This window comes from Streptomyces zaomyceticus, from assembly GCF_014656215.1.
Taxonomy (GTDB): Bacteria; Actinomycetota; Actinomycetes; order Streptomycetales; family Streptomycetaceae; genus Streptomyces; species Streptomyces zaomyceticus.
Window position 1 is genome coordinate 22,945 of sequence record NZ_BNBZ01000036.1, and the last position, 19,937, is coordinate 42,881.

7 protein-coding genes and 1 pseudogene are annotated in these 19,937 nt (G+C 66.0%); 6 read left to right on the forward strand and 2 right to left on the reverse strand.

All coding sequences use genetic code 11. The features are described from left to right. The first annotated feature begins 160 nt into the window (after positions 1-160). The 4 genes from IE311_RS31400 to IE311_RS31415 all read left to right on the forward strand — a co-directional run bounded on the left by IE311_RS31400 (position 161) and on the right by IE311_RS31415 (position 11,324). Entirely contained in the window at positions 161-8,710 is an 8,550-nt protein-coding gene (locus IE311_RS31400) for a ricin-type beta-trefoil lectin domain protein (protein ID WP_189835252.1), read from the forward strand. 250 nt (positions 8,711-8,960) lie between these two features. After that, positions 8,961-9,800 (forward strand): tetratricopeptide repeat protein, encoded by an 840-nt coding sequence (locus tag IE311_RS31405; protein ID WP_189835253.1) that lies wholly within the window; start codon positions 8,961-8,963, stop codon positions 9,798-9,800. Positions 9,801-10,165: 365 nt separating this feature from the next. Next, positions 10,166-10,992, forward strand: a protein-coding gene (locus IE311_RS31410) for an IS5 family transposase (protein WP_189835281.1) whose coding sequence is annotated in 2 segments (ribosomal slippage) — positions 10,166-10,505 and positions 10,505-10,992 — 828 coding nt in all. Because the reading frame shifts where the segments join, the coding sequence is not laid out codon by codon here. 8 nt (positions 10,993-11,000) lie between these two features. Continuing rightward, complete coding sequence (locus IE311_RS31415) at positions 11,001-11,324, forward strand: hypothetical protein (protein WP_189835254.1); 324 nt, start codon at positions 11,001-11,003, stop codon at positions 11,322-11,324. A gap of 21 nt (positions 11,325-11,345) precedes the next feature. On the opposite strand, the pseudogene IE311_RS31420 reads toward IE311_RS31415, so the two are convergent. Both IE311_RS31420 and IE311_RS31425 read right to left on the reverse strand, forming a co-directional pair. Continuing rightward, positions 11,346-12,162 (reverse strand): annotated as a pseudogene (locus IE311_RS31420) (IS5 family transposase). Positions 12,163-12,357: 195 nt separating this feature from the next. Beyond that, on the reverse strand, positions 12,358-13,488 hold the full coding sequence (locus IE311_RS31425; RefSeq protein WP_189835255.1) for a hypothetical protein: 1,131 nt from the start codon (positions 13,486-13,488) through the stop codon (positions 12,358-12,360). 540 nt (positions 13,489-14,028) lie between these two features. Here IE311_RS31425 and IE311_RS31430 point away from each other — a divergent pair. Next, positions 14,029-18,663 (forward strand): AAA domain-containing protein, encoded by a 4,635-nt coding sequence (locus IE311_RS31430; RefSeq protein WP_229902284.1) that lies wholly within the window; start codon positions 14,029-14,031, stop codon positions 18,661-18,663. Beyond that, a complete protein-coding gene (locus tag IE311_RS31435; protein ID WP_189835256.1) occupies positions 18,660-19,499 on the forward strand; it encodes a hypothetical protein in 840 nt (279 codons plus the stop codon). The genes IE311_RS31430 and IE311_RS31435 overlap by 4 nt, the downstream gene beginning before the upstream one ends. Positions 19,500-19,937: the final 438 nt, after the last annotated feature.

The following is a 19,937-nucleotide window of genomic DNA, read 5'->3' on the forward strand; positions in this document are numbered from 1 at the left end:
AGCGCGTCGTTGCGTGCACCTCACCAAGGTCGAACTGGTGGGCGAGTCACGGTATTGATTAGATCCTGTGAACATCAATAGCCTCCCGACGATCATGCACAGCGCGTGGTCGTGAGATGCGGCGTCCTGATCAGGCTGCCGGGCGGGTGGGGGGCATCAGGTGGCTGGACGGCGTCGCGACCGTGCGCGCAGGAGATCATGGCTGTGGGGCGGCAACCCGCTTCTGTCTTTGTCGCTTCTCGGCGCGTTGGTACTCATCGCACCCCTGGCGGTCGATCAGGGGCGCGGCCTCGCTCTACCCGGAATCGAGCGCGCTGATGACTGGGAGAGCCGCGGAGGCCAGGCGGGACATCACACGTTCAAGGGCGAGCTGTGGAATCCCAAACAGGTGCCCGCGGCCGTCGGCGTAGGTGGCCATGAGTTGTCGAGCGGCCCGGTACGGGGGCATTCCGGCCAGCAGCGCCCCCTGAAGAATTACCGGCCGGTTAAGCCTTCTTGGCCGAAGGCAGGGTCTGCCACCGTGCGGCTCGGCAGCAGCGTCCGCTCCGGTGAGGCGGTCCGCCGGCCCGGGACGGGCTTCGTCAGGGCAGGCTCGCTGCCCGTCTGGCTGGCGCCGGCTGCCTCCACGAAGAGATCCTCGAGCGGTGCTGCCGGAGGGATTGAGTCTGCTGGCGAGGTGACCGTGGAAGTGGCCTCGCAGGAAAGGGCGAGGGCGGCCGGCGCGAACGGCATGCTGATCGCGTTGGCGCCTTCTGGACCGTCGGCAGCCGGCGGCGAGGTCCAGGTCGTCATCGACTACGGCACACTCGCCAAGGCTTACGGCGGCGGTTTCGGTTCACGTCTCCAGCTTGTCCAGATGCCGGCTTGTGCGCTGAGCACCCCACAGTTGACTCAGTGCCGTACGCGCAGCCCGCTCGTATTCACCAACCGCGCCACCGCAGATCAGCTGACCGCCACCGTCCGCATGGGCTCGACTGGTGTCGGAGGTGGCGACGGGGCGTCGCCGGCGGCCGGGGCCACGCTTGCCTCGGAGGGCACGGCGCTTGCGGTGACGTCCGGCAGTGGCGGTTCGCAAGGCGACTACGCGGCCACGTCCCTGAACCCTTCGGGCAGCTGGCAGGCCAGTGGAACCGGGGCCTTCACCTATTCGTACCCCGTTTCTGTGCCTGCCGGTGTGGGAGGCAACGCTCCGTCCGTGGCACTTGGCTACGACTCGCAGGCCGTGGACGGCGAGACCTCGGCGCGCAACTCCCAGTCCTCATGGATCGGCGACGGCTGGAACTACGATCCTGGCTTCGTCGAGCGCACCTACCGTCCCTGCGGCAGCTTCCGCGACGCGAACGGCGACAAGATCCTCAAGGGTTCCGGCGACGACTGCTGGAGCGGTGCGAACGCCCAGATCTCCTTCGGCCCGCACTCCGGTGTGCTCGTGCCGGATGCCAAGGATCCGGCTGTGCCCGGACTCGTACGGCAGTGGCGGCTCCGCGGTGACGACGGCACGATCGTCCAGGAGTTGTCCGGAGCCGCCAATGGTCTTGAAGACGGGGTCTACTTCCGCGTTCTGACCAACGACGGCTCCGCCGCATATTTCGGTGCCAACCACGCACCGGCCGGGGTCGGCACCGCTGCTCTCCCCCAGGCGGGTACCCCGACCGATGGCGCTACCCACGCGGCGTGGGGCCTGCCGGTCTTCCACCCCCAGTCCGGGGATCCTTGCTTCGACAGCACGAAGGGCAAGGCGTCTCGCTGTGCCAAGCCCGAAGGGTGGCGCTGGAATCTCGACTTCGTCGTCTCGCCCAACGGCCTGATCCAGCGCTACGACTACTCCACGGAGTCCAACTACTACAGCCTCGGAGGCGGCCAGGCAGCTGAGGGCGAGTTCGGCACCCTGACCTCCTATGTCCGGGGCGGCACGCTCACCTCGATCTCCTACGGGTACACGCTCGCCGACGAACTGGCCGATCGCACTCCCTCCGCGCAGGTCGTCTTCCACTCGAAGCAGCGTTGTCAGCCCACGGCCACGTTCACCGACTGCTCCGCCGGCAACCTCACGGACGAAAACTCTCCGCACTGGCCGGACACCCCGTGGGATCTGCACTGCGACGCCACGGACACCACCACCATCCCGGAAGGGGCGACGACAGTCCCCAAGGACGTCTGCGTCATCGCCGGTCCGACCTTCTGGTCCACCACCCGCCTGGACAGCATCACCACACTCGTCCACGTCAAAGACAACGCGACCGACAAACTGATACCGGTCGACTCCTATCAGCTCGGCCATGTCTTCTCCGACGCCGGCGGCACCGCCGACCCGGTCACGGGTACCTCCGTGGACCCGGAGCACTCTGGCTTCCTCCAGGCTGTCATGTGGCTCCAGACCATTCAGCACACGGCCAAGGACACCTACGACAACGGCAACAGCGACATCACCTTGAACAAGGTGGCGTTCACCGGCACGGAGATCGACAACCGCGTCAACGACGTGATGCCCTCCGCGCCACCGCTGTACCACCCCCGGATTTCCTCCATCCAGACCGAGACCGGCCAGTCGATCGCGGTCGACTACAACCTCGACCCGTGTGCGGGCCGAACACTGTCCTTCTCCACGGCCGACTCCAATACCAACTCCTGCTATCCGGTGTACTGGAACGTGCCCGGAGCCTCGAAGCCCCTCGAGGACTGGTTCAACAAGATCACCGTTCACACGGTGACGACGTCGGACCTGACCATCGCCGCGTCCCACAAGCCCGACGGGACAGCCGCACCCGCAGGCTCGTCCTCCCGCGTTTCCACCTACAACTACGCCGGAGCTGCCTGGCACCGCGACGACTCGCCCACCACCGACGACGAACACCGCACCTGGGGCCAGTTCCGAGGATTCCGCACGGTGACCGTGCAGACCGGCCGCGCTCCCGAACCGGTCACGCAGGCCGTCTCCACCTACCTGCAGGGCATGGACGGCGACTACAAGGCCGACGGCACACGGCGCGCGATCACGGTCCAGGCCAAGGTCGGCGGAACGGTGGTACAGAGCGTCACCGACTCCGACCACCTGGCCGGCACGGAATTGCAGAAGGACGTGTACACCGCTGCCGGCGGCAGCATCGCGACCACCAGTGTCAACTCTCCCTTCAGCTTCACCAGCACCGCATCCGCCCCTCAGACGCCGTGGAGCAGCTGGGATCAGGCCGATCACCCGGGCCAGACCCGGCCCGCGCTGTCCGCCCTGCCCCCGCTGACCTCCTACCGACTGCAGAGCGCACAGGGGCACGCCTACGCGCGTCTTGCCGACGGAAGCTGGCGTCACACGCGCACCGACACGACGTACGACGCGAAAGGCCGTACCTCTACCGTCGACGTCCACGGTGACGTGAGCGATGCGAGCCAGGAGAAGTGCACCACGACGGCATACGCGAGCCCGCCGGCCTTCAACCCCCGGATGGAGTCCTACCCCTCGCAGGTGACCACCGTTCTTGGCCCCTGCGGCACCGCGGTCAGCCCCACCACGCTGCTGTCCGATCAGAAGGTCTACTACAAGGGCGACGGCACTCTCTCCGGACTCGGCGCCTTCGGCGAAGTCTCGGCGACAGGGACGACCACCGGAGCCCAGATCGCCACCGGCTTCACAGGGACCACCGAGAACTGGCAGACCACCGCTGCCATGAAGTACGACGGCGTGGGCCGCGTCACCGATGCCCTGGATGCGACAGGACAGAACACCCACACCGATTTCACGCCCGCATGGAGCCCGGCCGGAAACAACACCACCCCCACAACGGTCGCCACCACCAACAGCCAAGGCTGGGTCGTCACCTCCACGCACAGCCCGCTGCGCGGCCTGGAAACACAGTCGGTCGACGCCAACGGCCGAAAGACCGAGGTCACCTACGATGCGCTGGGCCGGCGCACGGCGGTGTGGCTTCCGGGCCGTGACAAGGGCGCGGGCCAGAGCGCCGACCGGATCTTCAGCTACTCCATCAACCCCGGCGCCGTCGCGGCTCCCGGCGGAACGGTCACGCAACCGGGCGCTCCCACCTCGGTAACGACGAAGACGCTGCGCGAGGACGGCTCCTACGCGGTGAGCGTCGCCATCTATGACGGCATGCTCCAGCCGCGCCAGACACAGAGCAACTCTCAAGGCGACAGCGACACCGGCCGGATCATCGCCGACACCTTCTATGACTCGCACGGCTGGCCCGTCACCTCCTACGCCCCCTACTACGAGCCGAGCGGCCAGCCCTCCGGCACCCTCTTCGCCGCGAACGAGAACCAGATCCCGTCAGAGACCACCACGGCCTACGACGGCCAGGGACGGACCATCACCTCGACCCTGTGGCACCAGGCGATCGAGCAATGGCACACCTCCACCAGCTATCCGGGCGCGGATCAGACGCATGTCACTGCCCCGGCCGGCGGGCGGAGCACCGCGGCCTATGTGAACGCGCTGGGCCAGACAGTGCGCACCGTGGTCAAGAACACGGACGCCACCGTGACCTTGCGCGCCGGAGACGTGATTCCTTCCGGGACCTCCCTGTCCTCCGACAGTGTGCGTCTGAGCATGCAGCCGGACGGCAACCTGGTCCTCAGCGCGCTCGCGACCGGAAAGACGATCTGGTCCAGCGCAACCGCCGGCAACGCCGGCGCGTACGCCAAGTTCGGTACGGACGGCAACCTGGTCGTCTACACCACCGCCGGCGTCGCGAAGTGGACCACGGGCCTGGCGGCCTCGACGAATTCCACGTTCCAGGTGAGGGCCGATTCCACCGCGGTCGTGCTGGCAGCCGACAACAGCACGGTCCTGTGGAAGCAGGGCACCTCCGGCGCGGTTCCGGCAGCGAACGCGACGACCCAGTACACGTACACCCCTAGTGGCCAGCTCGCTACGGTCAAGGACAACGCAGGCAATACGTGGTCCTACGCGTACAACTTCCTCGGGCAGAAGGTTGCGCAGACCGACCCCAACACCGGAACCGCGACCTTCGACAAGTACGACCTCGCCGGCAATCTCCTGCAGACCACTGACCCGCGCGGCCAGGTGCTGTCCTTCACCTACGACTGGAGCAACCGCCGCACGGGGACCTATGCCGGTGCGTGGTCTGCCACCCCTGACTCCGCCAAGCAGCAGGCCAGCTGGACGTACGACACCCTCGTCAAGGGGTACCCGACCTCCTCGACCCGCTACGTCGGCGGTACAGCGGGCAAGGCGTACACCAAGGTCGTCACCGGATACAACACGGCCTACCAGCCCCTAGGCAGCACCCTGACCATCCCTGCCGCCGAAGGCTTCGCCGCCGCAGGTCAGAGCGCCGCACCGGCCAGCGGAACGGTCACCTACAAGACCACGGTGGACTACACCCCCACCGTCGGACAGCTGTCCACCACGCACTACCAGGCCGACGGCAACCTGCCGAGGGAAGACGTCGACTACGGATACACCCAACAGGGGAACCTGGACACCTTCGGCGGATACATCAACTCGGCGAACACACCCGCTTACCTCTCCACCACCGTCCACGACCCCTTCGGCCGCATCCAGCAGACCAACTACGGTCCTGCCGGAAAGCAGCTGGCCACCTTTGCCCAGTTCGACGCCACCACCGGCCGGGTCACCCAGACCTCCAGCATGGCGCAGACATCCGCCACCGCCCTCGACGTCGTCAACTACCGGTACAACCCGGTCGGCGAGATCACCGCGATCGACGACCTGCAGAACAACACCACCCACGACACCCAGTGCTTCACCTACGACTCTTTCCAGCGCCTGACCCAGGCATGGACGGACACCGCAGGCATCACCTCGCCCTCCGCAGCACCCGTAGGAGCCGTCGGCGGCTGCACCACCGGCCGGGTCCAGACCACGAGCAGCGGCCAGATCAAGACCACCACGGTCGGTGGCCCCGCCGCCTACTGGCAGACCTACACCTTCAACCAGCTCGGAGACCGCACCGGCCAGGTCAACCACGACCCCACCGGTAACGCACTCGCCGACACCACCCAGGCCATCGCCTACCCCGGCACCGACGGGACGACCACGGCGAACCTGCCCAACCAGGCCGGCACAACCACCAACAGCAACCCCGCCAACGGCACAGCCACCTGGACCAACACCTACAGCGACCCGGCATACGGCAACAAAAACGCCGGCAACACCATGACCCGCAAGGTCACCACGACCGGCCCGTTGACCACCGGCTTCGCCCTCACGGGCGGCGGCAAGCTCTGCGTGGAGAACGCCGGCGGCGCCGTCACGCCGGGCACCAAGGTCCAGATCAACACCTGCACCTCCACCAGCACCGCCCAGAAATGGACGATCGGCACCGACGGCACCGTCAAGGTCCTCGGAATGTGCCTGGACACCGCCTCCAACGCCACGACCACGGGCGCCTTGGTCGTCATCGACACCTGCAGTACGGACGCCACCCAGAAGTGGAAGGCGACCTCCACTGGAACGCTGGTCAACGCAGCCAACAGCGCCGTCTGCCTGACCGACCCAGCGGCCAATGCCACCAAGGGCACCCAGCTGACCATCGCCACCTGCGGCAGCACAGGCCAAATATGGACCACCACACCGACAGGCTCCCTCCCGGCCGGCCAGACTCAGACTCTGACCTATGACACCGAAGGCCACACCGCCTCGGTCACCACCCCCTCAGGAACCACCAGCAACGCCAGCAAGTACCTGTACGACGCCGACGGCAACCTGCTCATCCAGACCAGCGCAGTCGGTGGCGCGGACAAGACCCGCATTCTGTACCTGTTCGGCGGCGCCGAACAGATCACCCTGAACGTCACGGCGAAGACCTGGACCGCCCTGCGCCACTACGCCGGCCCCGACGGCACCACCATCACCCGCACCAGCACCGGCTCCGTCAGCTACCAGGTCCCCAACGCGCAAGGCACATCCACGACCTCCGTCGACGCGGTGACCCTCCTCGCCACCCGCCGCTCCTACGACCCCTACGGCAACCCTCGAGGCCCCAAGCCCACCTCATGGGTCTCCCCCGACGAAAACCGCGGCTTCCTGGGCCAACCCCTCGACAGCATCACCGGCCTGAACCTGCTCGGAGCACGAAACTACGACGCCACAACCGGTCGATTCCTCAGCCCCGACCCGATCTTCCAGGCCGGCGACCCCAACCAGATGGGCGGCTACACCTACGCCGCCGACAACCCCGCCAGCACCAGCGACCCCAGCGGCAACTGCCCCAAGGACCTGTGCGGCGGCTACGGCCAGAACACAGCATCCTCTCCCATCGCCCCCGCCCCTACTACCACCACCTCCTCTGGTGACGGCGGCGGCGACGGCGGCTCCGGCGGTGGCTCCGGCGACGGCGACTCCGGATGGGGCTGGGACGATACAGGAGATGTCGTCGAAGACGTTGCCGAGGTCGTCGTCGTCACCGTCGTCGTCATCGTCCTGGCCGGCGCGGTAGTCGCCTGCACCGACGGCAGCCTCGGATACCTCACCCCGGCATGCGCCGAAACCGCAGGCACCGCATTCGTGGCAAGCTGCGGCGCCATCATGGGCGACTGCGGACCCGGCCCCGAAATCACCAGCCCCTACAAAGCCCGATTCAGAAGAGCAGGTGCCACCACAAGCCTCTTCAGGCAAGGCGGCGCCAAAGCATCAGCCGAATCCCACGTCACCGGCCCCAAGGGCGCAGCCACCGTCGGCGGCGCAGCCAAGGAAGCCGCCCACGACGCAGTAGGCGGCAACGCAGCGGCCCCGAAGAAAACCAACGTCCAGGACGCAGCGCAATCCTCAGCAAGCGCCGCAGCCCACGCCGACGAGCCCAGCACCGGCAACTCCGGCACCACATGCAGCTTCTCACCCGAAACACCCGTCCTCATGCAGGACGGCACAGCCAAACCCATTGCCGAAATCACCGCCGGCGACCACGTCGAAGCAGCCAACCCCGAAACCGGTCAGGACGAAGGCCCCCGCACCGTCGTAGCCACCTGGGCCCACGACGACAGCGACCTCATCGACCTCACCGTCCAGCTCACCGACGGCTCTAAGAAGACCATCCACACCACGGCGGAACACCCCTTCTGGGACGAGACCAGCCACAGCTGGACCCCCGCCGCGGGCCTCACCCCCGGCCACGCACTCACCTCAACCGACGGCCGCAGGATCCTCGTCGTCACCGTCCACCACTCGGCAGGCACAGCAACCAGGTACAACCTGACCGTAGACCAGCTCCACACTTTCTACGTTCTTGCGGGAACAACTCCGGTCCTTGTGCACAATGAGTGCCCCACATCAGCGGCTCTCAAGGCAGCTCCGCACCCCAGCACGGTCATTTTTCCCTCATCCGTAGACTTGACATCAAAAACCGCCAGCAAAGCTGGATCCTTGACAGTTGCCAGCGGTTACGCGACCGACGTCCCCGATGGGTACGATAGGGCCATGCCCACGGCAGTGCACGATGCACTACCTATCCCCCGAACACCTCATCCATTTATGGATAACTCCGGAGGCGCCGGAGCATACTTCCTGTCTCACGCAGAAAAGCAAGCCTCTACCCTTAACCCCGGTGTTCCCATTTCAGTAAGTCGAGCAATGTGCGACGACTGCATCCCTTGGTTCCAAGAGAGAGCATCACAGCTTGGGGTGCCGCTTTACGTGTCAGATCCAAACGTAATTCACGTTTTCAGCCCGAATGGGAGATGGGATTCATTTAATTACCCACCATGGGGTGATCATTGACCTCAGACACGAGTGCATTTTCACCTCCGCGCGCAGCTAAGCATTGTCCCGTAACTCGGTGCAGGGACCAGCCGGTCACCACCGCCGGATCACCTGGCCCGACTCCGACCCCCCGACTCACGGTCACGACGGTGACCTGGCCAACATGACCCAACCGGACACCGGCAAGCAACCTTCAGAGTTGCGGGACCGCACTTAGCCCACGCGATAGAGTCGACCAGCAATCGACTGGTCGCAAAAGGTGGACGAAATGGCACATTGGCGAACCTATCCGGCGGGGATCCCCACACCAGAGCTGCTGAGGCTTGCTGAAGAGGCACTCGAACAGGGCGACTTGATTGGTGCTGGAAATTGGTATTTCCACGCCAAGCGTCGCGGGACACCTGAGGCAAAAAAGGAAATCCGCGAGCTTCTTCCCAAACTGGAGGCGGCTGCCAGCCTAGGGGATATGGAGGCGAAAGAGCTGGTCGCTGCCGTACTGCTAGACCAGGGTCGAGATCCGCAACGAGCTGCAGATCTGTTCGGCGAAGTCGCCAATCTCGGGTCGGCCTCAGCGAAGCGTGAGCTTGGATTCATGCTGATGAATGGAATCGGAATGCCCAGCGACCCGGAGAGAGCCAGTAATCTCTTCCGCAGTTCAGCTGAATCCGGTGACGGATACGCCGCATTCAATCTCTCAGTGAACTATTACAACGGAATTGGAGTGCGACGCAATTTTCGAGAATTCTCACACTGGCTGAAAAAATCTGCCGAATTGGGTATCCCAGAGGCGTGTGCTGTACTTGCCGACCAGTTGGCGGAACGCGGAAATCAAACCGAAGCACTCAATTGGTACGTAAAGGCAGCAGAATCCGGCCATGCGGCAGCCATGTTTGCGGCAGGGGTTCGCTTTCGAGATGGGGCAGGTACCGACCCAGATCCCGTCCAGGCAGTCCGATGGTTCCTTTCAATGCTCGACCGGGGTAATGGTGATGGAATCCATGAGGCAATCGCCATGGCCCCCTCTATGACCCGCACACAAATCATCGAAGCAGGCAGGTTGGCTCGGCGTGAATCCGAGGCTCAATCACTGCTGAGGCGTTACAAGTAGGGCCGACTGACCCGGATGTGCGGCGTGTTCCTGCGTCGGCTCCTCGCCACCGCTCAGGAACTGCTGGATTCCAGCATGCTGCAGAGCTGCTCGCTCACCGGCGGTGAGTACCTTGCGTGGAGCTGGCCCGACACGCCTCTCTTACGAGAGGACGGACATACTGAAGATGGGAAGCTCCATCGGAGCTGTGAAGACTGGATCCGCTCTCTCCCGGGTTGATCGTCGTCGTACGGCCAGGTCTCAGAGCATGAGGTGCTGACCGATCGGGCGTGCCGCAGCAAGGGAGGTGCCCTACCTCACGTAAAGACACTGTGGTCTAAGAGGTCATCTCATTTGGCTGATCTAGGCTGCGGGCCGTGGTGGGGATTGTTGAGCGGCTGGTGCCGGACGAGTTGTGGGAGCTGTTCCAGCGGGTGGTGCCGGAGGCTCCTTCGCGACCTCAGGGTGGTGGCCGGCGTCGGCATGGCGACCGGGAGGTGCTGGCGGCGATCGTGTTCGTGGCCACGTCGGGCTGCACGTGGCAGCAGGTGCCGTCCGCGTCGTTCGGACCGTCAGGAGCGACGGCCCACCGGCGTTTCGCCGAGTGGACGAAGGCCAGGGTGTGGGCCAAGCTCTACCGCCTGGTCCTCGACGAACTCGGGGCCCGAGGCGAGCTGGACTGGTCCCGCTGCGCGATCGACTCGGTGAACATGCGGGCCTTGAAAAGGGGGACCTGACAGGTCCGAATCCTGTTGACCGGGGCAAGTACGGGTCGAAGATCCACTTGATCACCGAGCGGACCGGTCTGCCCATATCCGTCGGGATCTCGGCGGCGAACCTGCACGACAGCCAGGCCCTGATCCCGCTGGTGAAGGGCATACCGCCGATCCGGTCCCGCCGCGGGCCCCGGCGGCGCAAGCCGGGCAAGCTTCACGGCGACAAGGGCTACGACTACTCTCACCTGCGACGATGGTTACGCGAGCACGGTATCACCCACCGCATCGCCCGCAAGGGTGTCGAGTCCTCGCAGCGGCTGGGCCGTCATCGCTGGACCGTCGAACGCACCATGGCCTGGCTCGCCGGCTGCCGACGCCTGCACCGACGCTACGAACGCAAAGCCGACCACTTCCTCGCCTTCACCAGCATCGCCTGCACCCTCATCTGCTGCCGCAGGCTCAAGACGACTCCATGGGGCGTGAACGCTGCGTCATGATGGCCCGCGTGAGTGAAGAGACTGCGCTTGAGGCCGTATCGCGCCTGTACCAAGAGTTTATGGAATGGCCGTTTCCTCCCAGACTGGCTGGAGCGGACCGGGCCGGCTTCGACCTGGTGATGCTGGACTCGGACACCGCAGGCTGCGTTTTCACGTGGATCAAGAACGGCGGCGAGCTCGAAGCGCGGGGTCGAAGCATTCTGCTGCGCTGCATCGCCCGCCTAGACCGGGTCATACCTATACTCGGCGAAGCAGACGCCCCTGAGTACTGGCACCACCTGAACGAGATGGCTCAACTTGTCGCGGGTTCCCCACACGTAGCCGCCAAATGAGACGACTTCTAAGACTGTGTCCTATGTGGTGAGTTTGAGGAGTCGTTTGTAGCAGCAGATAGCTGCGGCGAGGCCGAGGAAGGCCAGGTAGTTGCGGGGATGGCGTTCGTAGCGGTGGTTGAGCCGGCGGTAGCCGGAGAGCCAGGACATGGTCCGCTCGATCACCCACCTGCGGCGCCCGAGTCGTTCGCTGGACTCGATGCCCTTGCGTGCGATGCGGACGCCGATACGTTTCCCGCGGAGCCATTTCCGCAGTTCAGGTATGTCGTGGCCTTGTCGGCGTGCAGTGGCTGGGGTTTGAAATGACGGCCTCGAGGGGGGTCGTGTCTCGTTTGGTGACCCAACACCATAGGCTTTAGCGCCTGACTGTCGTGGGTGTTGGCGGCCGAGACGCCGACAAGGAGGGGCAGCCCGTTCGCGTCCGACAGGACGTGCATCTTGGAGCCCGCTTTGCCCCGGTCCACGGGGCTCGGTCCGGTGAGTTCGCCCCTTCTTTCGCCCTGACGTGGGCGGAGTCGAGGACCGCTCGGGACAGGTCGAGCAGGCCGGCATCGTCGAGGCAATGCAGGATCTCCTCGTGCAGCCGGCCCCACACGCCGGCCCGCGACCAGATCAGGAACCGGCGATGAGCGGTTGACTTCGAGACCCCGAAACACGGGGGCAGAGCCCGCCAGGCGCACCCGCTGACCAGCACGTAGATGATCGCGGCGAACAGCGTCTCATCAGGTGTGTCCTGCGTCCCGCCGCCCTGCGGCCGCACCCGAGAGGGCGGGATCAGCGGCTTCGCAATCTCCCACAGCCCGTCCGGAACAATCCAACTCCACGTACCCCGCCCCATGATGACCCCAACGATCGCCTCACCACATAGGACACGGTCTTAAGGCCGCTTCCTCCATGGAGGCGGACCAGCCGATTGCCGTCGCACTTTCGCAGGTGCCGCGTCTGGCCCGCTCACCTGGTGGTTGTAGCGGACCGCAACGTCCCAGGTGCACCGCAGAGTGGTCACGGCCGTCGAGAAAGCCGGATGCAAATCTCAAATCCACGGGACGGGCTCGGTCTCACCGACCCATCCGTTGGTCCTGGAGAGGTCCTGATAGGAACCTCCGTAACCGATGGAGCGGAGCACCAGCAGCGTGAGGTAGTGGCGGGTCAGGAGCCAGGTGTCGGTGACCAGTCCTTTGACCCCGTAGACGGGCTCTTGTGTCTCCTTGGGATGCACGAGACGGTTACGGACTCGGGTAACGACGTCGGCGCCGTCCGCCGGCCGAGTGCCGTCTACCTGCTGTCTGGCCACATAGGCAGCGGCTGCCGGCAGACGGTCTGCGCGCACCCGCAGATCGACCCCGGCCTCTGTCAGGAGCGTACGCAGCTTGTCATGAGCCGGCCGTGCGCGGGATGCGTACTCGGCTTCCGTGAGCCGACCGCTGAGCACGAGTTCCTGCCACATCACATGCTCCAGTCCGGCAGCTCCACTCATGATCCGCTGCTCGACGAATCCTCGATCGGCAATGGCAGTGATCGCGTACTGCATCTGCAGGCGCAGTGCCGGTCCTGTGTGGGGATCGCGGAAGGTGGGCAGGAGGCAGGTCAGCAGATCTGCCAAGGATTCCTGGTCTTCGAGGTACCACCAGCCGGAGCTGATGCGGCGTGCCGGGTCGCAGAGCATCGGGCCCCACTGGCCCCACACCGTATGCTCCTGGTCGTTCAGGCCGACGGGCAGGGCGGGGGCGACCCACCGGCCGAGCGCGAAGGACAGTCCGACGTGCAGGGCGCTGAGAACCGGGGTGACCTCGGCGGACGTGAACGTGGTTCCGTCCAGCCGGCGGATCTCCATCACATGGGTCATGACGTAGACGTCGGCCTGGCGCACGTCAGAGAAGACGGCCTCGTGGTCGGGGCGGACGTCGAGCGTGATCCTCCATCCGTCCGCCTCGTACACACTGCGCCCGGCCGACACCAATCGCGGCGTTCCCTCAGTGACATGCGCCTCAAGGTGGGCTGATCCACGCCATCGGGGCAGATTGAACCAGTGGGCAACGACACGGCCGAGCGGGGTGGTGGGGTCTCCGTAGGAAGTGCCGTTGGACCAACCGCTCACAGCGTCTCTGGCGGACACCGGTAGTTCGATGCCGAGGTCGAGCAGACTCAGCTCAGTCCTGTCCATAGAGGTGGGGTCATAGTCCTCGGTACGCAACCGCCAAGAGATCCCGGGCTTCGGGGAGCAGTCGTACTGGACAACCCCGGGCGCCTCAGCCCCGGCCGGTCCCATGGGTCCGTCATAGAGGGTGATCGGCTCCCCTGGCGCATTAAAGGGGTACACCGGAGCCAGGGGCTCCTCAGCCTTGAGCTCAGTTGACGAAGCAGACATGCGCCGGACTCTAGACGTTGCCACCGACATTGGCCGCGCAGTTCCGCCGGGCACTGCGCGACTCCCCCTGCAAGCTCAGCTCTCCACAACGCGTGCCCGGACGACAACGCGAGAAGGACCCCAAAGGGAGGGCGGTGCAAGGACCTGAATCGCTACGCAACGGCCCCACGCTCTGCGCGGTCCCCTCAGAAGTGAGCCCCTCGCCGTCCAATTACAGTGCGTCAATCAAGCCTATACAGCGTGTGGATCACGCCATTCTCCCGGACCATGTTGTCGTGCCTCCTCAGTCACCCGATTCTGGAACGTTCGTCACCAGCTGAGGGGAGACAGGTAAAGGTGCCACGGTACGCCGCGAACAGCCCTGATGTCATCGGGCACACCACTGGGCTGATCGGCTTCTTGCGAGAGGTCGTCCAAAGCAGCCACCAGCGTCTACGGGACGACCGGCGTTCGCGGGAGCGTTTGTGGCTCGCCAGTCTGCCGGCCTCTGTACGGCGCCCCGTTGACCGGCCCGACGGCATCCTGCTCACCCTCGACCACGTGCCCCAGGCTGCCCCGCCGCCGCTGCCGGAGGTGCTGGACGGGTGGGTGTCCCCTGAACTGTGCCGGGATGCGGACGGTGAGGATCCGCCGCTCGCGGGCGAGGGACCGGGGAAGGAGTTGGTGCGTGCCGAGGACGGTCGCCAATGGCTGGAGGAGGCCGACGACCACAGTGTCCGCCGCGAAGACGCAGCCGAGGTGTTACGGGCCTACGGACCGTGGCTGGCGCGGTGGCGACGCTGGGCCGAGCGGGAGCGCGCCGAGCGGGCCCTGCGGGAGCTGTACGAGCAGGTCTACCACTGGCACCAGAAACTGACCCAGCAGGACGACCAGCTCGAACTTGTCTTAGTCACAGGTCTGTTGACTTGGAGTGACCCACGCGGCGACGCCGTTCATCGTCACATCCTCACCCACCGGGTGGAGACTTCGGTAGACCGCAAAACCGCCCGGCTCACTGTCCGGCTGACGGCCGAAGGAGCGGTACGGCTGGAGGACCAGGCGTTTCTCGACACCGACGACGGCTGGATCCCCGAGCGGTCGGCCGCGCTCGCCGAGGAGATCGCGGCCCAGTCGCTGCATCTCCTCGGCTCGGAAGCCTTGGAGCACCTGGCACAGTGGCAGGAACGTGTACTGCAGCGTCCTGTGACGTTCAGCGCCGAGTGGCAGCCTCCTCGCGAGCCGGAGCCGGGGGCTCGCCTCACGTATGCCCCGGCGTTGGTGTTGCGTCCCCGGGACCGAAACGCCCTGCTGAATTTCTATGAGCGGATCGCCGACAGCGTGGCTTCCGAGGCGCACGCGCCGTTGGCACTGGCACAGCTGGTGCTGCCCCTGGACGCGGAGGCTCGTGCGAACTGGGACGGGCGAGAGATCCCGCCCCTGTTCGGGGACGACCCGCTCTTCCCGGGCAAGACCAATGAACGCCAGCGCAGTGTGCTGCGGCGCCTGGAACACGACACCGGCGTGGTCGTGCAGGGTCCGCCAGGCACCGGCAAGACGCACACCATCGCCAACCTTGTCTCGGCATTGCTGGCCCAGGGGCAGAGGGTCCTGGTGACCAGCGCCCGGGACCAGGCCCTGACCGTCCTGCGGGACAAACTTCCTCCTGCTGTACGCGACTTGTGCGTCCTCCTGCTCAGCTCCGCCCGCCAGGACGGGGCGGACGAACTGGAGCGGACGATCAACGCCCTGACTGACCAGGTCGCTGCCAGCGATCCGGAGCAGCTGCGGGACGAGATCCGCCAGCTTGCGGGGCAGCGCGAGGAGGTACGTGAACGGATTGCCACGCTCACCGAGGAGGTGATCTCACTGCGGGAGGCAGAGGTGTACCGGCACCCGGAGATCGCTCCAGGGTACGGGGGTGTTCTCGCCGTCATCGTGCAGCGCGTCCGCGACAACGCCGAGCACCACTCCTGGATCGGCCTGGTTCCGGAGGGCGATCCGGCGCCCTACTTCCCTCCGCTGTCACCCGCTCAGGCAGCCGAACTGCTGAGCCTGCTGCGCGAGGGCGCCGCGGAACCCCGGGCCGGGGGTACTTTGCCGGATCCTGACACCCTCCCTTCTCCCGAGGATCTGAGTCAGGCTATTGAGGCGGGACGTATCACCGACGGTGGCCTGTCCCTCGAGGCGGTCGGCATCCGCGACAGTCTCGCGCAACTCGACACCTCCGTCACCGACGAACTGGCCTCGCTCGCGAGCGATTGCCGTACGGCCCTGCACCACCTCGGCCTGCCGTCAAGCGCCAAGCAGTGGGACACCGGCAAGTGGACGACGAAAGCCCTGTCCGACCGTCTGTCACGCGAAAACTTCGCCATGTGGCGTCAGGTGGACGCTCTCAACGACCAGCTCACCGAGGTGTCACAGCAGCTGGAAGCCGTTGTGACACGGCGCGTGGTCCTGCCCCAGGCGCTCACGGGGCAGCAGGCCGACGCGTTCAGCACCGCCGGCGCTGCCCGAGCCCATATCGCTGGGGGTGGCAGGCTACGCAAGCGCGGCAGCCTCCTGGCCTCGAAGGCGCAGAAGGATGCCCAGGACCTCCTCGACGTCTGCTCTGTCGACGGTCATTCGCCCGGTACGACGAGCGAACTCGACGCCGTCCTTGCACACTTGCAGGCCCTCTCCATCGTGGACGCGATCGCGCACCGGTGGGCGCAGGTAGACGCCCCCCTCTCCGACGGTCCTCTGGAACTCCGACTGGCGTCCTTGACGGAGGCGTACACGCGCCTGAGGCAGGTCGACGCCTTCGGTGCCGCCCGCGAGCGCATCGACGACGTCCTCGTCCGCCACGGCCTGCACATCGATCTCACCTCACGCATGGCCTGGCAGGACTTCGCCGACGCACTGGCAGCGTTGTCGGATCGGCGGGCCGCGGACGAGGCACTGATCCGACTGGCCACGTGGGAAGCGCAGTTGCGTACACCGTCGGAGGGTTCGCGTCCCGCCCCCGAGGCACTGGCCGCAGCACACGCCATCCAGGAACAGGACACCGAGCGCTATGCCAAGGAACTTGACGCGTTGCGGGAGGCGCATCGGCGCGAGCACCGCCAGCGACGATGCGCTGTGCTCCTGGACAGTCTGCGCCGGGCACACCCGCTGCTCGCGGACCAGCTGACGGAGGATTCCGACAACCCGACCTGGGAAAAGCGACTGGGCTCCCTGGCCGAGGCATGGGCCTGGGCGACGGCCTCCGCGTTCGTGAAGCGCCTACGCACGCCGGGTAGGGAACGTCAGCTGGAAGGCGAGTTGGGTGAGTGCGAGCGCCGTCTGGAGGCCCTAACCGGCGATCTTGCGGCCGCATGGGGCAGGTTGCACTGCCTGGAGCGCATGACGCAGGAGCAGCGTTCGGCGCTGCAGGCATACCGCAATCACATGGCTTCGTACGGCAAGGGCAAGGGGCGCAACGCGGGCCGCTACCGTGCCGCAGCGCACGACGCCATGCGGACGGCGCAGGGAGCGGTGCCCGCATGGGTGATGCCCATCTCTCAGGTGGCGGAGATGGTGTCGCCCAAGCGCGACGTCTTCGACGTCGTCATCGTCGATGAAGCCAGCCAGGCCGGCATGGACGCGCTGTTCCTGCTGTGGCTCGCTCCCCGCGTGATTGTCGTCGGTGACGACAAGCAGTGCGCGCCCCCGGTCAGCGGCATGGGCCGACTCCAGGCGATCCAGGACCGGCTCCTCACGCACCTGCCGGATATGCCGCCCATGCTGCGCCAGCTCTACACCCCTGCCACCAATCTCTACCAGCTGCTGTCCACGTTCTTCCCGAAGGTGATCCGGCTGGAAGAACACTTCCGCTGCATGCCCGAGATCATCGGCTGGTCCTCCCGGACCTTCTACAACGACAAGCTGCAACCACTTCGACAGTTCGGCGGCGAGCGCCTCGACCCGCTCGCGACGCACTTCGTCGACGGAGCCGTCACCCAGGGCCGCGACAGCCGCCTACGCAACCCCAAGGAAGCCGAGGCCGTTGCCGACTGTCTGGCCCGGCTGGTCGAGGATCCCGCCTACCAGGACAAGACCATGGGCGTCATCGCCCTGCAAGGCCCGGTGGGGCAGGTCAAGCTCCTGGAACAGCTGATCAACGAGAGGATTCCGGCGCCGGTACGCGAACGCCACCAGATTCGGGTGGGCAATCCCGCCTCGTTCCAGGGAGACGAGCGACACGTCATCCTGCTGTCGATGGTGGCGACGAACCCGCCACGCATCGCGGGCGGTGCACGCAGCGAACGGCAGGCGTACAACGTCGCCGCTTCCCGGGCTCAGGACCAGATGCGGCTGTTTTACTCGACTCCGCCGGACCGCCTGAAGAACGAAGACCTCCGGTTCAATCTCCTCGCTTACATGGAGAACCCGCCCGCCGTTCTGGCGACCGCCGACCAGATCGGCGATGTCTCGGCGGACATCCCACAGGATCCGTTCGAGTCCCTCTTCGAGCAGCAGGTCTACCTGCGCCTGAAGTCACGCGGCTACCACGTCATCCCGCAGTTCCCCGCTGGGAACAGGCGCATCGATCTCGTGGTGGTGGGTGCCCGCAGCCGTTTGGCGGTGGAATGCGACGGCGACCGATTCCACTCCACGCCCGAGCAGATCCGGCGCGACCAACGACGCGACCGTGAACTCCAGCGGGTGGGCTGGACGTTCTGGCGTATCCGAGAGAGCGAGTTCCGCTTCGACCCCGACGAGTCGCTGACCGGGCTGTGGGCGGAGCTGAACCGGCTGGGCATCCATCCGGCCATCTTCGACGACGCCCGCTCCCTCACACCATCCACCGCGCCCTCCGCTGTGCAGTGGACCCCGCTCGACCTCTCCTCCGACGAGGACCTGACCGAGGACACGGCGGAAGCCGCGGACACCACCGACGCAGCAGATCCCCTCGCTGTCCTGCAAACGGCCGAGGACGAGGAACTCGAAGGCATCACGGAAGGTTCGGCATGACCCCGCACTCCCCTCTCGGCATCCTGGACGCCAACACTCTGGAGGAACTGGCCCGCGTCATCTGCGGCGACGAACACCTCTACTACCGCAAGGGCTACGAGATCGCCCGGTTCCTGGAACACGCCGGCTGGCAGCGCGTGCCGGAGTACGACGGCGAGTACCGCATGGAGTGGGCCCTCGCACAGCTCATCGGGCGCCGCGAGGACCCCACCGAGCTGGAGAGGGTCCTGCTCCGGCTCGCTGACCCACGCGAGTACCTCGACGAGCCCGAACAACTCCCCGCCGTCATCTCCGCCGTCAACGCCTTCCTCATCCATGAGGGCGTACGCCTGGAGAACCCCGGCGGCCGACCCCGCCTCGTCGCCTGCGACCCCTCTCTCGCCCATCCGGGCAGCCAGGGCCCAGTCGAACTCCGAGCTACCATGACCGACCTCATCACGGACAAGAACATGGCCGGCCTCCTCCAACACCGTCTGGACGAGGCCCACACCTGCTACGCCAACGGCGCCCACGTGGCCGCCATCATCATGCTCGGCAGCCTCCTCGAAGGCGTCCTTGTCCACGTCGTTCACGAGCGTGACGCTTCCCTGCTCGGCCGCACCTCCCCCGACAGGGTGAGCCTGGATTCCCTGATCAAGACCTGTCACGACGCCGGCTGGATCGGGGCCGACGTCGAACGCTTCTGCCACGAGCTGCGCAAGTACCGCAACTTCGTGCATCCGCGCGCTGAGATCCGGGAAGCTCACGCCCCGGACCGCGACACCCTGGACATGTGCTGGCCCGTGGTCAACGCGGTGCTGAACGACCTCGCCGACTCCCAGCCGAAGGCAGTCTGATCGTCCGGACCGCGCCGTCTCGTGCTCAGGCTCGTCAGACGAGCCTGAGCACGGGACTGCCGTCTGGCGCACCCAGCAGCTCCCGCATTCACGTCCGCTGATGCGGCCTAACCGCATGACCATCACCACTGCAGTCACTCTCCCCCAGGAGCGACAGCACACGGCGTACTCTTCCCGACGCATCTGGGTCAGGCACGGCATCGCCCACCTCAAGAACCGGCGGGCGCTGACCCGTCCCCCTCGGCCGCCGCGATCACATGAGTGACATAGTCCAGGCCGTCGCCACTACGCGGAGTTTGTGGTGTACTCGGCGATGCCTACGCCGGACGAGACGATCAAGCAAGTGAGGGAGTGGGCGAGCAGGCGACCAGGGCCACAGTGCTGAGGCGTGATTAGGGTGAGGTAACCGCCAGCGCCTCACCCGATATCCAGCCTGCT